The following is a 15,230-nucleotide window of genomic DNA, read 5'->3' on the forward strand; positions in this document are numbered from 1 at the left end:
TGATTAAACTCTCTTTTTTTATGTTATAAACGCTTAATACATACCTAATTAACTTAATTAAAAATAATACCCAATTAAATCTTTAAATTAGATATAACCAATCATTATCACTATGCGTTTATTTATCACTTTAATTTACTTTTTGCTGATTTCCGCTATACCCGCACTATTGGGTGGTGATATTAGTTTACTTTCCAAGCTCGCGATCACCGTAACGGGCGCATTAGTTATGTTGCTTTGTGCGGGGATCTACCGCACGCTGGCTGGGAAAATCATCACGGTATTTGTTACCTTTTTATGGGCGCTCAACCTCTCCGTTTCATTTTTCTTTTATCAAAAACACGATATCCGCTTTTCCTCGTCGATTGCCGAAACATTTATCAACACCAATAGCAGTGAAACTGTAGGCATGCTCTCCTACAACAAATACTATGTTCTATTTTATATTATTGTTTTCGCTGTTTATTTTTTGAGTATTCGTCAAGGTGCTAAATACCTCAATCGCAAAGTCACTTGGGCAAGCTTGGGGTTATTTTGTGGTTATCTTGTGTTGATCCCAACCTATTATTCCGCGTTATTCGCGAAACAAGATAGCTATCTACTTTTAGGGGAACAATATCTCTCTCACACCCCTTTTTATAACGCGTCTGCACTGATCAGAAATTTATATGAAAATAGAGGCATTCGGAAGATATCCAGTTATACTGTTCAATATCAATACGATAAAAAAGAAACTGCTACCGATGTTTATGTCTTGATCATTGGCGAATCGGTACGCCGAGACCACTTAAGCCTTTATGGTTATCAATACGATACAACACCCAATTTAAACCGCCGTAAACCACAAATGCTGCTGTTTAATCAGGCCTATTCGCCTGCACCAGTCACCATCCTATCGGTGCCAGTGTCTCTCTCAAACATTAGCTTTTCACAGATGCAGGATAAGCAGCACTATGCTGATAACATTATTGCCTTAGCTAACCATGCGGGCTTTGATACCTATTGGATCAGCAATCAAGGTAAAACCAATAAAAAAACCAGCGTTATCTCCACCATTGCTAGCATGGCAAAACACAAGAAATGGAATGAGTTTGTCGGTTACGATGAAGAGATTTTAGACTATTTCGACCAAGCCATTAGCGATGATCCGCAGAATGGGAAAAAGAAAAAACTGATTGTATTACATACCTATGGTAGTCATGAACCATCCTGTAATCGCTTCCCTGAAGACCAATACCAAGAATTTAGCAAGCAAGAGGATGATAACTGTTATGATAGTTCGATTGCCTATACCGATAAATTTATCGATAAGATCTTGCAAAAATTAGATGGTAAGGCTGCAACCGTCATGTATTTTTCTGATCATGCCTTACAGCGATTAGACAGTGACCGTAACATTCACTACCACCATGGTGTCAATAGCCCACGCAAAGAGGCCTATGAAATTCCCCTGTTTATATGGTACAGCCAGAGTGCGTCCAAACCTGTATTGAACGAAACCGCCCTCAATCAGCCCTATTCTACCGCAAATAATTATTGGCTAATGAGTGATTGGTTAGGAATACAACAGCGCTCCTCTAAAGCCTGTTTATCTCCACTACGCGAGTGCTATCAGCCACAGAAAACGATCACCATGATTGATGGTAATCGAAACTTATTGGAGCTCAATACGCTCCCCTCAGAACAGACATCACCACAATAATCAGGCAATGGCTCGCTCTAAAATCATTGGAGCGAGTGCATCACTCTTGGTTATCCGTAAACCGTTCAGGGAAATCTTTAATAGAAATATCAACGGCATTCTTTGCCAGACTGTCAAGAAAACCAAATAGCTGCTCAGCGTCTTGTTCCGTTAAATCTGCCGCCAAGTAATCATTCCACTTATTTAATTTATCATTCAGCTCCTCAACAATTTGCTCCCCAATCGCCGTTAGCGAGATATGGTAAGCACGCTTGTCAATTAAGCTACTCTTCTTTTCGACCCATCCTTGCTCAAGGAATTTACTGATCCCGCGCGTTGTCACCGACTTATCAATCACCATTGCACGCGAGATTTGCTCAAGCGTCGATTCATCATATTGCTGAATATGAAGTAACATCAAACACTCAATCGCATTGATCCCATAAGGCTCCCCCATCCATTTCATATAGCGATGGGCTGCACGGCTAATTATCCCAAAAACACGCGCTTGGTCTGTCCGCATAAATACCCCATTAGTTGATTTTATCAACTAATTAGTTAATAATCTGTTATCCATTTAGTTGATAATATCAACTAATCTTACTATTCACACGCAGATATTACCCATATTCAATACTTTATGTCACAAAATAATGCTTTGTTGCAGCGTTTAGGTTTTAATTCAGATCGCTTACGCTTTGCCACAATCACTGCTTGCGCCTCAATTATTGCGCTGTTTGTTGCTCAATATTTTCAGCTTGTCCATCCACAATGGGCAGCGATGACTGTGTGGGCATCTGCTCAGCCTTGGCGTGAAAACTTACTCGAAAAGAGTTGGTGGCGTTTTGCCGGTACTGTCAGTGGCGTACTCGCTGGGGTACTACTCATCTACCTGCATTTTATCCACCCGCTACTGTTTATCTTTGGGCTTGCCATATGGCTAGGGGCGTGTAGCGGTATTGGGCAACTCCAAAAAGGATTTGTGGCTTATGGTACGTTACTCGCAGGTTATTCTGCCGTGATGGTAAGCATGCTTAGCGTACATGACTCAAACAATATCTTTTTGGTGGCTTGGGATAGGCTATGGACTATCTTGGTCGGCGTTCTCTCTGCTGTGATTTTTAATTATCTATTCACGCCAAAGCGAGACCAAGCACCTATAACTGTTTTAAAAAACCAGATAAATCAACAGTTTTATACTATTTTACATCGAGCCTTACATAAGAAAGAAGCGATTAAACCAGATGATATTCATCATCTCTGGCAGCAAATCGCAAACTATGATGAGCAGTTAGAAGCAAACCGTATTGGTTGGCGCTACCATCGAAAACAGGTGACTCAAGCACGGCAACGATTAATTGCCCAAAGCCAAATATTACTGCATTTAACGCAATTTAAATCGATTGCCGCATTCCCCTTTCCAGACCAAGAGCCGTCAGAAAGAGAGTGGAAACACTTATTATCACTTTGCCCAAATGGCCCCTTAAAAAATCTTTTGGTCACGCTCTATTACGCAATTAAAGGCACTTCGATAAAGCGTGAAAGCCGAGTCGATAAGCTCAAATTACATCAAGACAAGATTTCGGCATGGCATGCATTTTCGCGGTCATTTATCACCATTGGTGTGGTTGGGGTGCTTTGGCTATTAACACAATGGCAGACACTGGCTTATCTCACTTTAGGCCTTTCAGTGATGCTAACCATATTTGCTTCATTTGATTACCCCGATAAGTTCATGAAAAATGTTTTCACGGGGCAATTTTTGGGGGCTATTGCCGCCTTAATTTGCAGTTGGTGCCTGTGGCCTTTTGCAAGCTCATCATGGCAAATGACCTTGTTAATTATCCCTGTCATCATTAGCGGCATCATTATTTTTGCTCATAGCCGATTAATATTTATTGCTTTTGATTACATAATGGTTTCACTGATCTTACTGCAACCTAGCTACCCATTTTCAATTTCTTTTACAACCAGTGTGGGGAATGCGATTGCGATTGTCTGTGGACCTCTTGTGGCTATGATTGCCTTTATGTGGATTTATCCAACTAACCCCCAAAAACGTTACCAACATCTGCTTCAACTGGCTGATCAACAATTTAAGCAAGGGGTTGCACAGCTTATTCAAGGCCATAAACCATCAACAACGCGCCTAATGCATCGTTTATTAAATGGGTTAATACTTGCCAAAAAAAGCGAGCAGTCTTTCTCTGCTACACTTGATTTCTTCGAGGTAAGGCAAGGTATCTGGTTGATTTTAGTTATACTGCATAAACAATTTATGCATCAACCCTCAAAAAAACGCGCCCTAAATGCATTAGTTTTTCGCTTACAACACGACAAAATCGATGCAAACAAGCTAGAGCGAATCATTCAGCGATTAAGTAATAACCACGATAATCCAAAGAGGCTAATGCTATTACAGGACTATTTGAACAGACTGATGGAGCAGAAAAGAAGATAAAAAACTGCACCTCCACGTTGGATGTGAGGTGCAGATTAATATGTCTATATGGCTTATAGTAGGATGTTTAGCATACGACGTAGTGGCTCGGCAGCACCCCACAACAGTTGGTCACCGACGGTGAAGGCAGACAGATATTCTGGCCCCATATTCAGTTTACGCAGGCGGCCCACAGGGGTACTCAATGTGCCAGTCACCGCAGCAGGTGTCAGCTCACGCATGGTGATTTCACGATCATTCGGGACGACTTTCACCCATTCATTGTGAGAAGCCAGCAACTGTTCAACTTCATTGAGCGGGATATCTTTTTTCAGTTTTAATGTGAATGCTTGGCTATGGCAACGTAATGCACCAATACGTACACATAAACCATCAACAGGGATAATATTACTACCTGTTGCCAAAATTTTGTTAGTTTCCGCTTGGCCCTTCCACTCTTCACGGCTTTGGCCATTTTCTAGCGCTTTATCAATCCATGGGATCAGACTGCCTGCCAAAGGTACCCCGAACGCATCGGTTGGCATGGTGCCGCTACGAGTAAAGTCGGTCACTTTTTTCTCAATATCTAAAATGGCCGATGCAGGATCTTGTAGCTCTTTAGCCACTTGATTATGTAATGCACCCATTTGCATTAATAGTTCACGCATATTGCGCGCGCCAGCCCCTGAAGCTGCCTGATATGTTGCGACAGAAGCCCATTCAACGAGGTTATTGGTAAACAAGCCGCCTAGCGACATTAGCATCAAACTGACCGTACAGTTACCACCAACGAAGGTCTTAATGCCTTTATTCAGTCCATCTTGGATATGTTGTTGGTTGACGGGGTCGAGAATGATGATCGCATCATCTTTCATACGTAAGGCTGATGCCGCATCAATCCAATAGCCTTCCCAGCCTGATGCACGTAATTTAGGGTAAATATCATTCGTATAATCACCGCCTTGGCAACTAATAATGATATCTAGCGCTTTTAATGCATCGATGTCATTCGCATCTTGCAGCGTTCCGCGATGCCCACCATAAGTTGGCGCTTCAGCGCCATGTTGCGAGGTGGTAAAAAATACAGGATGAATTGCATTAAAATCACCTTCTTCTACCATTCTCTGCATCAAAACTGAACCGACCATACCTCGCCAGCCGATAAATCCTACATTTTTCATTATGTTCACCCTGTCTGTTTAAAATTCTCCCCCCGAATAAATGCTCTGCTCCATCCGAAAACAGGTTTTGCTCTCAGCAGAAACAAAAAATTTATTGGGTACATTAAAGCTGACAAAATATGAACCAGTGTGCAAGTGAATTTATTCACTAATAGTAAGAAGATTAGAAATGTGCCTAATGATCCCCCTATCTTGGCGCTTATACCCTACGCGCAAAAGGCTAAACGTAGAGGGGCTAATGAAAAAAAACCATCGCGACACAGGACTGCCGCGATGGCGCAGGAAAACTGAAGTCAAGAAAATCAATCACTAACAGTTCCTAGATAAGCTTAACGTTTCTTTCTACAACCCTGTACCGCCTTAAAACGTGGATTCGTTTTGCAAATCACATAAACACGACCACGCCGACGAACGACTTGGCAATCAGGGTGGCGCTGTTTAGCGGTTTTTAATGAACTCAAGACTTTCACGTTTATTTCTCCTCTTTTGATAGGAAGCGAGCAAAACGTTTCTGGAACTGCGCGGTTTTCCCTTCTTGTGAAATCATTTTTTGTTTACCGGTATAAAACGGGTGTGACTGTGAAGAGACATCCAAAGTGACATATGGAAAGCGTTCACCTTCAAACTCTATTGTTTTTTCCGTTTTAATCGTTGAACCAACTTTAAAATAAGCATCAGCACTGGTGTCGTGAAACACGACGGTTCGATATTGAGGATGGATCCCAGATTTCATCATAACGCCTCTAATTGTTATGTTATAATATAACAATATACACTTTTAAATAGCGATGCAATCCTTTTATTGAAAAGGAACACTAAAAAATTATTAAATATTTGTTTTTATTGTGGAAATGAATGTTTTTGCTATAAAACGCACTGATTTTATAGGGAGCTATAATCTTTATTTGATATTTAGACCAACTATTAGTTGATAGTTTTATTAATCATCAAAACAACTAATAGAGTAAATCAATGAACGTAGAATCAATTACTTCTCAGCATACTGTCGCTAAACAGATAAAACCTTCTTTCACTGACACGCTACTAGGTTCGATTAAGAGTATACAAAATAAGATAAAATCTTCTGCCCCCAAAGTACATGCCACACTCAGTGGTGAAAAGAAAATAGAAAGCAGGATCCCCGGCAAAATGTTCCAATTGGCTATGGAGTACCAAGAGGCCTTTCCGCCACACCACAACGTGCATACTTCAAGCCTAGATAGCCTTTTATCAATGGAAAATGACCCAAAAAAACCCATTATTGATTATTTTGACAGAGTCATTGTGATTGGTGATAGCTTGTCTGACTCAGAAAAGAGGATGTATCACAAGTCAAAAGGGCTTATCCCCCGCTCCTCTCAATACTATAAAGGTAAGTTTACTAATGGCAGCGTATGGACCGAATTTCTGACAATGCCAAGCATCATGCAAAGCGTGGCATTCCATAAAGGGATATCTCACGACCCGAAAGTGACGCTTATTAATAGGGCGGAAGGTGGGGCACCTTGTGCATCTTATTCAACGTCATCCCCTAAATTTAGGTTTCTCTCTAATATGGAAAAACAGATAAAAGGGTTAAATTTTACCGAAAAGGATTTAGTCATTGTTTTTATCGGTGCCAATGATTATCTCACTTATCATAAAACAGACGTGAATTTCGTCGTTTTGAGTCAAAAAAAATCAATTGAGAAGATGGTGCAAAAAGGCGCTAGGCAAATTTTAGTCATGGGGATACCCGACCTTTCTCAAACCCCTTACGCCAAAAAGGTCGCAGAGAAAAACCCCAAATACCGGCAGGAAATGCAACGTATTTCTATTGAACATAATCATAAACTTAGACAACTCGTTGAGCTTATGAATTTACAGCAACCTTGTCGGATCATGTTCTTTGATGTCAATAACACCATGGATAACATTATGAATGTCGTCAATAACATAAATGCCAGAAAGCCGGGATCTTATGAGGTAAACAAGGCTTTTTCACATGGGTACATCTTCGGGAACGCCCCCTTAGAAATCGACCCTCACTATGTATTTGTTGATGAGGTACATCCAACCCAAGAAATCCATCATATTATTGCGATGGAATTGCATCATTTTATTTATAAAAACTTTAATCCACAGAACAAATCAATATTAATCAGCGAACCTTAAACCGTCTAAAAAACAACAAGAGGCTCGTTTGTCCATACAACTAGCCTCTTATTGCCTTCCCTACACTGCCACGGCAAAAACTGCGCTTTCTTTAACATGAACAAAAACAATGTCTAGCAGCAAAGCCGCATTATCTGACTAAAAACTTTTATATAATCAGCCTCAAACGCTACCATTTATGACTTATCAAAGTGATACTAAGCGTATTAGATAATTGTCACCATTAAGGAGATACCTATGTATTACGGCTTTGATATGGGCGGTACAAAAATTGAACTTGCTGTGTTTGATGAATCACTCAACCCCATTTGGCAAAAACGCGTACCAACACCAAAAGATGATTATCAAGCTCTCCTTAATGCTTTTCGTCATCTTACTGAAGAAGCTGATACTCAATTTAACGGTCAAGGAAAGGTGGGAGTTGGCATACCCGGTATTGTCAACCACGAGAAAGGAACGGTATTTACTACAAATGTACCCGCCGCTAAATATCAGCCTTTGGTCTATGACTTAGCCGATACCTTACAACGCCCAGTCAAAGTAGAGAACGATGCTAACTGTTTTGCGCTTTCAGAAGCTTGGGCGCCTGAGTTTAAAAATTACCCAACGGTACTTGGTCTGATATTAGGCACTGGCGTTGGTGGCGGCTTTGTCACCCACGGTAAAGTCCTTCCCGGTAAAAATGGCATTGCTGGCGAAATTGGTCATATGAATGTGACCTTACAGGGCGCTCGTTTACTTGGAAACCAAGTTCCGGAAGTCATGTGCGGTTGTGGTAAACCTGCTTGCTTTGAAACCTATTTGTCCGGCCCAGGTTTTGAACGCATCTATACCTCATTTACAGGTGAACAAAAATCAGCGATTGAAATTATCCAGCTTTACTACCAAGGCGACCGCAATGCAAAACAGCATGTTGAACGCTATATCGATTTATTAGGGATGTTTTTAGGCCAAGTATTGACCATACTAGACCCTGATTTAGTGGTGATTGGTGGCGGATTATCGCAATTTGATGGTATTTACCAACTTCTGCCTGATGTTTTGCCTCAGTATTTGTATGGTATCGCGAATCTCCCTGCCATTGAAAAAGCACGATATGGTGACTCCGGTGGTGCAAGAGGTGCTGCGTGTTTAAACTTACTTGATTAATTCTATTTAATTTTTTTCATACTAAAAAACTGAAGCAGCGCTAAATACACCGTGTCTCTTTTCGTTGTTTCAGTTTTTAAATAGTGAGATCGGGAACCAAAACACCGTAAAACGCCCCATATTTTAATGGGCACAAAGAGATTCGCCAATTCACATCTGGCATGACTATTTTTAGCATCCCTTCGACAATCCCCCCCAGTCTATCAATAGACAGATAGATTTATTGAACGCCAATTAATGGCAATAGCCTATTCTTTATCAAATGATTATTGTCACTGTTAAAAATGGTGCGTTTATTTTTATCAAAGCTCAACTTATTAATGCTACATATTGTTTTTATTGATATTTTTATTTACCAGTGTCAATAAGAAAATCTTCAATTAATGATTAAACTCATTTGACTTAAGATTCAAAAATAAATTAAACATACGGTTAATTATAATATAGCCTCCCTTTTAACCAGTCAGAAATTATCTTAAATAATCGAATAACATCATAAGCATTCGCAATTTAACTAAGTGAAAACAGTCCATCATATTAACGAAGCTGGTGAGCTATCATCAACATATAAGGGTAAGCTGTCTAACTATTAGACAATGAAATAGGGCTAGCGACATGCCTATTTTTTATTATTTGATTGATTAAAACACTTTACCATCGCTTACTAGTTTTGAACTATAAATACGACAAAATAATAATAAAGACATTATAATTGATTTTTTGCCAACTTCATCACAAAAAAATAATTATGATTCATGATTAAATTAAATCATGAACTATATGTTCACATATTGCTAGGAGTCATTAAATTTGTTAGTCGCCTTAGCAGACCTTATCGGTTATCAGATAAGCCAGTCTTTTAAACTCTAAACGCATAATATCACTTATCAGATATTTTTAAAATATCAATTGATGTAGTGGCTGTGATTATCATGGCAAAAGATAACTCCGATATTACTAAACAATCTCTCTATTTCATATGATTAATTAAATCGTATGAAATAAAGCATCGCATTACATTAATGAGGTATATCATGGATTTTAATCAATCTCCTTTAGCTATAAATAGTGCAAACAAAAAACAATCCAGTTTTGATTTGATTGTACAAAGTAGTTGTCGTTCCGTTATGCAACAGCCATTAGTGAATTTCACTAATAATCCGTCATTAATTAGCTTACAGCAAGATGTCAATTCTGCATTAGGCACAGCAAAAGAAAATGCAAAATATTATCTTGATACGATACAACCAATGATAATTAGGAATATTTCCAGCATTAGTGCTTACTATACAATTCATAATTCAATAGCATCCCAAGTTCCGGCGGGAAAAAGTATTTCTGATTGGCTAAATATTTTAGGTGCGATTAGAGATCAATCAAACAAATATGCAAGTGAGGCGAATGTAACTAGCACACTCTTATCACAATTTAGCCATAAGCTAGATAATAGTGTAGCGAGTTTCTATGATGTTGTTGATAGATTAAACACCGCGATACTAGGTGATAACGGTGCGCTGTCTCAAAATAGAAATAATATACTCAATATACAAACACAAATAGCTGCTGATCAAGCCGGTATAACGATTAGTGCTTTAGGTATTGCTGGAGGGTTCTTTTCTATTATTGTGGGGGCTGTGGGTTCCCTCGTTACCGGAGGGGCGGCAGTAAGCATGGTGATTGGAGGGGCGGTGGCAATAGCAACAGGTCTTGCTGGTGTTATAGGTGCGGTACTTAAACTTCAGGGTGACCTTAGATTGAAAGAGAAGTTATTAATTGAAGATGCTAATTTGAAAAATGAGGTTAGAGTCGCTCAAGCATGTTCAACGGGAAATGCGCAACTGGCAACTTGTATATCACAAGCAGCTCAAGCTTCACTTGAAATGTCAAATGCATGGCAGTTTCTCTCTAATGATATAGATAACCTTATTAGTGACCTAAATATGGGAATTATCAATACGGATAATGTTAGAGAATTATTCTTATCTAGTGCTAATAACCAAGTTAAAATCGTATTAAAAGATACTGATACAATTAAATCGCAAATGAGTGGTGTTGAATATGTCATCAACCCTAAAAAGTTAACTTATGATTTAATTAATGTTAATTAAAAATCAGCACTAAAAATAGCATAGGAAGTTAATAACATGAAGTAAAATTAACTCAATCATAAGGTGAAGGTATGAACATTTTAAATTATAAAAGCCTAATGTTTAATTATCTTGGTATATTAAGCAAGTATAATAATTCGCAATGGAACTTGCCCTTTTATGCTCAGAAAATAATCATCGCAATTAATAATTCAATGCTTGTATGCGAGAAAGTTATTGAGGCTTCATCAGCTCAAATCCAAAATTGGATTAATGAACTTAAATCAATATCCAATTTTATAAATATGAATGACATATCTAGTTGTCGTGAAGCATTCTCTAAAATGCAACTTGATTCATCTAATGTCATTAATGATATATCGTTACAAATAAGTGTCCTGCAAGACTGTGTTAGTACTATAGAAGACGTCATGTCAACATCTCAAATTTTCTATGGTGATCCGGAAATTAACGCATTAAATGAATTTAAAAATGACGTAATTGGTTTTTTTAATATTGAAATGAACTTTCAAGTATATCTACTTGTAATATTATCGGATTGCAAAGCGCTAAATAATCTCTTTAGCATAAGTATACAACCATACAACTATGAACAATATAACTCGATGTTAGTTGTTAAGGTGCAAACCGAAGCCTCATTTGTAAAAGTAAAGGAATTAAGATTGTCACTTTAGGATATAGGGATTAAAGGCGCTTATTGCAAAAAGTGCATTGATGTGACGTTATTGCTCATTATTTAGGAAAATAACCATGTCACTGAATGATTTTAAATGGAAGTATTTTGCTCCCTCTATCACCCTTTGTGTATACGTAGCTATGATTCAATATCTCTGAGCTATGCCGATGTTAGTGATATTTTGGCTGAACGAGGAATTTTTCATCATTCAGCCACTTATTGCTATTTTATCGAATAGACTCCGATAAAATATGTCAAATATATCAAGCAAACCTAACTCAGTTATGGCGTAATGACGCGTATGTATGTAAGCTATTTTCATAATGCTAGTTAAGTTAAAGGTCACAAATTGTAGGTAAAAATTGCAATGCCTGATGTGAATTGACGAATATCTAGCTGACCATGGAAATGGGCTGCTTTACTGTGTTTTTGAATCTATAGCACGCCTTTAATCTCACTTTTTTCTTTTATTAATAACCATTTTATTGTTTATCACTAGAAAAAGATAATTTAAAAAATAATATTTTTATATTGATGCATTTTTCAGAGTTTTTTAATTCTACGGTTTCAATAAGTTATAACATAATCTTACATATTGCTGTTATGATTCATTATCTTTTATTAACAATTAATGGCAAAATAACTCCTATCTAGCCCGTTTTTATCAGTCATTGATGATACTTAGAAAAATTTCATAAATAACTCATGAAAATCAGCCAGATAATAAAGAATAGTCCGATACTGAAAATCATTGAAATTGATATGATTAAGTTAACGGTAATGGTAATAACAAAATTGAAACTCTAAATATTATAGAGAGAACATTTATGAGTTTGTTTCTACAAAACTGTCTGACCTTCCCCGTCATTATTTTTAGCGGCCTACTTATTATTGTTATGTTTTATTGGTTATGCGCCGCTTTTGGATTATTAGATATTGATTTATTTAATGTTGATACATCCGTTGATGGTGGCGGCTTTGATGCTACAGGGTTTGCTGGCTGGCTCACAAAACTCGGGCTTGCAGGTATTCCAGTCACGATTATTCTGACCTTATTTACACTATTTGGCTGGTTATTAAGTTACTTTAGTGTTCATTGGTTTATTCGCTTTATTGATATTACACTACTACGCTACCTTGTCGGCTTCACTGTATTCTTCGTTATATCCTTTATTTCAATCCACTTAACCGCCCTATGTTTAAAACCATTACGTGAGAAATTGGCTAAATCCAATACGCCAAAAACAGCCCAGCGATTAATGGGTAAACTCGCCACCGTACGTTCAGGAGAAGTCACCGAACATAAAGGCGAAGCCATACTAGAAGATGGTGGTGCGGGGTTAATTCTGCAAATTCGTGCCGCTTCTACTGAAAATATTAAGCGAGGTGACCGCGTTGTTATCATTAGTTATGACCCCGTGTCACACAGCTACAATGTGGTGACGGAAGACGAATTTCGCCAGTAATAAACACTATTTTGAACCTTTAACGACGACATTATCGAAACCCATGGAGAGAAAATATGGAATTGGCTGACCTAATGCCCTTTTTAACCATTATTGGGGGCATCATCATAGTCATACTTGGCTTTTTTGGGCTATTTAAAGCCTTCTATATCAAGGTCCCACAAGGAACTGCATTGATTGTTAACGACATGTCGTCGCAACCAAAAGTTCACTTTACTGGTGCTTTAGTTTATCCCGTCATCTACAAAAAAGAGTTTATGAGAATTTCTCTCTTAACTTTGGAAGTTGACCGCCGCGGTAAAGATGGCCTGATTTGCCAAGACAACTTACGTGCAGATATTACTGTCGCTTTCTATTTACGTGTTAATGAGACCACTGAAGACGTACTCAAAGTGGCTAAAGCCATTGGGGTCGACCGCGCATCCGATCATCAAGCCGTCAGTACCTTATTTAGCGCTAAGTTTTCAGAAGCACTCAAAACGGTTGGTAAGCAGTTTGAACTCTCTAAGCTATTTGAAGATAGGCAGAACTTCCGTGATCGTATCGTGGATGTTATCGGTAAAGATCTCAATGGTTATGCACTTGAAGATGTGGCCATTGACTACCTTGAACAAACGCCAAAAGCCGCTCTTGATCCAAATAATATCTTCGACTCCGAAGGTATCCGTAAAATCACTGAAATCACCGCTATCCATAATATTGAAACTAACCAGAAAGAGCGCGACCAAGAACTGGCTATTCAAAAGAAAAATGTGGAAACCCGTGAAGCAAGCCTAGCCCTTGAACGCCAACAAGCGGATGCAGAAGCTCGCCAAAAACGTGAGATTGAAAATATTCGTGCTCGTGAGCAAGCCGAAACATTACGCGTACAAGAAGAAGAGCGCTTAAAAGCAGAGCAAGCACGTATTCAAACTCAGCAAGAAATTGAAATTCGTGAAGAAAATCGCATGCGTGAAGTTGAAGTTGCTCAGCAGAACCGGACCCGCGCAGTTGCTATTGAACAGGAACGCGTTAATCGTGCTCGTGACCTCGAAATCGTAGCCCGCGAACGTGAGGTTGAACTACAACGTATTGAAAAAGAAAAAGCGTTGGAAGAAGAACGCAAAAATATTTCTAACGTGATCCGTGAACGCGTTATCGTTGAAAAAAGCGTTGCCCAAGAAGAAGAGCGTATCAAAGAGGTACGTGAAGTATCAGAAGCCGATCGCTTAAGACAAGTGACCGTTATCAACGCTCAAGCAGAAGCGGAAGAGTCTTTAGTTCGCCAAGTGAAGAAAGCCGAAGCCGATGAAGCGAGTGCAAAACACAGAGCCGAAGAAATCAGCACCATGGCACAAGCGGAACTTGAAGCTTCAGCAAAACAAGCAGAAGCCAAAAAACGCTTAGCAGAAGGGATTGAAGCTGAACATGCTGCACTCGGCCTCGCAGAAGCACGAGTACGTCAAGCCACAGCCGAAGCGGAAGAAAAAGAGGGATTAGTCCTAGCGAATATCACCGCTGAGAAACTCCTAGCAGAAGCGCGTGGATTAAAAGAAAAAGGCTTAACTGAAGCACAAGTGTTGGAAGCAAAAGCGCTTGCTGAACAACAACAAGGCTTTGCTGAAGCGAAAGTCCTCGAAGAAAAACTGGCCGCTCAAGCACGCGGTGAAGAGCAACAAGCCAATGCGAAAGAAAAACTGGGCTTGGCGGATGCGAAAGTGCTTGAAGAGAAACTGGCTGCCCAAGCTCGAGGGGAAGGTCAATTAGGTGCCGCGCAAGCCGAAGTGATCCGTCAACGTCTGAAAGCAGAAGCGGATGGCTTGACCGATAAATTCAAATCCATGGATCACCTCAGCGATACTGCCCGTGCTCATGAAGAGTTCCGTATGCGTCTTGAGAAAGAGTTTGAGCAAGCTATGGCATCAATTGACGCAAATAAAGAGATTGCTCGTGAGCAAGCCGATGTATTGGCTGCTGCATTAACCAAAACCAATATCGAAATTGTGGGCGGTGACGGTAGCTTCTTTAATACCTTCTCTAAAGCGCTTAGCTTAGGTAAAGCCGTTGATGGCTTTATGGATAAAAGCAGCTTTGCTAAAGAGAGTGTCGAAAAGCTGATCAACCGTAAAGACGATAAGAAAATCGATATTGCAGCTTTACTGAAAAACCCTGAGGTTCAAGATTTGATTAACAGCTTTATGGCTGCAAAAGGTGCAAACCCGCAGGTTAAAACCGTCTCGGCAAAACCTGAAGCACCAACGGATGATCAGCTCTAATGGGGTATGCTCTAACGTGTTTAAATTATATTACTGGCTCGGTATGGCACTCATACCATAGCGAATAATCATTTAACGGTAAACGAGCATCCTAGTTCAAAGGCATACATATCGGGTATG

Annotated in this window: 12 protein-coding genes; 8 read left to right on the forward strand and 4 right to left on the reverse strand. The window is 39.3% G+C overall.

The annotated features are described in order from the left end of the window. Positions 1–112: 112 nt before the first annotated feature. Positions 113–1,702 (forward strand): phosphoethanolamine transferase, encoded by a 1,590-nt coding sequence (locus PSE69_RS10595; protein WP_154610479.1) that lies wholly within the window; start codon positions 113–115, stop codon positions 1,700–1,702. Between the two features lie 40 nt (positions 1,703–1,742). Here PSE69_RS10595 and PSE69_RS10600 read toward each other — a convergent pair whose 3' ends face one another. Then, positions 1,743–2,204 (reverse strand): MarR family winged helix-turn-helix transcriptional regulator, encoded by a 462-nt coding sequence (locus PSE69_RS10600; protein WP_072502657.1) that lies wholly within the window; start codon positions 2,202–2,204, stop codon positions 1,743–1,745. Positions 2,205–2,321: 117 nt separating this feature from the next. Here PSE69_RS10600 and PSE69_RS10605 point away from each other — a divergent pair, with 117 nt between their 5' ends. Then, positions 2,322–4,142, forward strand: coding sequence for an FUSC family protein (locus tag PSE69_RS10605; RefSeq protein ID WP_154610480.1), 1,821 nt, complete (start codon positions 2,322–2,324; stop codon positions 4,140–4,142). Between the two features lie 53 nt (positions 4,143–4,195). Here PSE69_RS10605 and asd read toward each other — a convergent pair whose 3' ends face one another. The 3 genes from asd to PSE69_RS10620 all read right to left on the reverse strand — a co-directional run bounded on the left by asd (position 4,196) and on the right by PSE69_RS10620 (position 6,035). Beyond that, entirely contained in the window at positions 4,196–5,302 is a 1,107-nt protein-coding gene (gene asd, locus PSE69_RS10610) for an aspartate-semialdehyde dehydrogenase (protein WP_004924086.1), read from the reverse strand. Between the two features lie 329 nt (positions 5,303–5,631). After that, positions 5,632–5,772, reverse strand: a complete 141-nt coding sequence (gene ykgO, locus PSE69_RS10615) for a type B 50S ribosomal protein L36 (protein WP_014657160.1) — start codon at positions 5,770–5,772, stop codon at positions 5,632–5,634. 2 nt (positions 5,773–5,774) lie between these two features. Next, complete coding sequence (locus tag PSE69_RS10620; protein ID WP_014657159.1) at positions 5,775–6,035, reverse strand: type B 50S ribosomal protein L31; 261 nt, start codon at positions 6,033–6,035, stop codon at positions 5,775–5,777. A gap of 239 nt (positions 6,036–6,274) precedes the next feature. Here PSE69_RS10620 and PSE69_RS10625 point away from each other — a divergent pair, with 239 nt between their 5' ends. From PSE69_RS10625 to PSE69_RS10650, 6 genes are all read left to right on the forward strand, one after another. After that, positions 6,275–7,456 (forward strand): SGNH/GDSL hydrolase family protein, encoded by a 1,182-nt coding sequence (locus PSE69_RS10625; RefSeq protein WP_053110695.1) that lies wholly within the window; start codon positions 6,275–6,277, stop codon positions 7,454–7,456. A 237-nt stretch (positions 7,457–7,693) separates the two neighbouring features. Next, positions 7,694–8,605, forward strand: a complete 912-nt coding sequence (gene nagK / locus PSE69_RS10630; protein WP_004924069.1) for an N-acetylglucosamine kinase — start codon at positions 7,694–7,696, stop codon at positions 8,603–8,605. Between the two features lie 1,034 nt (positions 8,606–9,639). Beyond that, positions 9,640–10,713, forward strand: a complete 1,074-nt coding sequence (locus PSE69_RS10635) for an HBL/NHE enterotoxin family protein (RefSeq protein ID WP_014657156.1) — start codon at positions 9,640–9,642, stop codon at positions 10,711–10,713. A 71-nt stretch (positions 10,714–10,784) separates the two neighbouring features. Further along, entirely contained in the window at positions 10,785–11,387 is a 603-nt protein-coding gene (locus tag PSE69_RS10640) for a hypothetical protein (RefSeq protein WP_004924062.1), read from the forward strand. Between the two features lie 829 nt (positions 11,388–12,216). Then, positions 12,217–12,855: an OB-fold-containig protein gene (locus tag PSE69_RS10645; protein ID WP_154610481.1), complete on the forward strand. Its 639-nt coding sequence runs from the start codon at positions 12,217–12,219 to the stop codon at positions 12,853–12,855. Between the two features lie 56 nt (positions 12,856–12,911). Beyond that, positions 12,912–15,110 (forward strand): flotillin family protein, encoded by a 2,199-nt coding sequence (locus PSE69_RS10650; RefSeq protein WP_004924051.1) that lies wholly within the window; start codon positions 12,912–12,914, stop codon positions 15,108–15,110. Positions 15,111–15,230: the final 120 nt, after the last annotated feature.

It is taken from the genome of Providencia sp. PROV122, from assembly GCF_028482365.1.
Lineage (GTDB): Bacteria > Pseudomonadota > Gammaproteobacteria > Enterobacterales > Enterobacteriaceae > Providencia > Providencia stuartii.

Coding starts and splice junctions, on each gene's coding strand:
- PSE69_RS10600 (WP_072502657.1), bottom strand. CDS start 2,204: ATGCGGACAGACCAAGCGCGTGTTTTTGGGATAATTAGCCGTGCAGCC.
- PSE69_RS10625 (WP_053110695.1), top strand. CDS start 6,275: ATGAACGTAGAATCAATTACTTCTCAGCATACTGTCGCTAAACAGATA.
- asd (WP_004924086.1), bottom strand. CDS start 5,302: ATGAAAAATGTAGGATTTATCGGCTGGCGAGGTATGGTCGGTTCAGTT.
- PSE69_RS10635 (WP_014657156.1), top strand. CDS start 9,640: ATGGATTTTAATCAATCTCCTTTAGCTATAAATAGTGCAAACAAAAAA.
- PSE69_RS10595 (WP_154610479.1), top strand. CDS start 113: ATGCGTTTATTTATCACTTTAATTTACTTTTTGCTGATTTCCGCTATA.
- PSE69_RS10605 (WP_154610480.1), top strand. CDS start 2,322: ATGTCACAAAATAATGCTTTGTTGCAGCGTTTAGGTTTTAATTCAGAT.
- PSE69_RS10650 (WP_004924051.1), top strand. CDS start 12,912: ATGGAATTGGCTGACCTAATGCCCTTTTTAACCATTATTGGGGGCATC.
- nagK (WP_004924069.1), top strand. CDS start 7,694: ATGTATTACGGCTTTGATATGGGCGGTACAAAAATTGAACTTGCTGTG.
- PSE69_RS10645 (WP_154610481.1), top strand. CDS start 12,217: ATGAGTTTGTTTCTACAAAACTGTCTGACCTTCCCCGTCATTATTTTT.
- PSE69_RS10620 (WP_014657159.1), bottom strand. CDS start 6,035: ATGAAATCTGGGATCCATCCTCAATATCGAACCGTCGTGTTTCACGAC.
- PSE69_RS10640 (WP_004924062.1), top strand. CDS start 10,785: ATGAACATTTTAAATTATAAAAGCCTAATGTTTAATTATCTTGGTATA.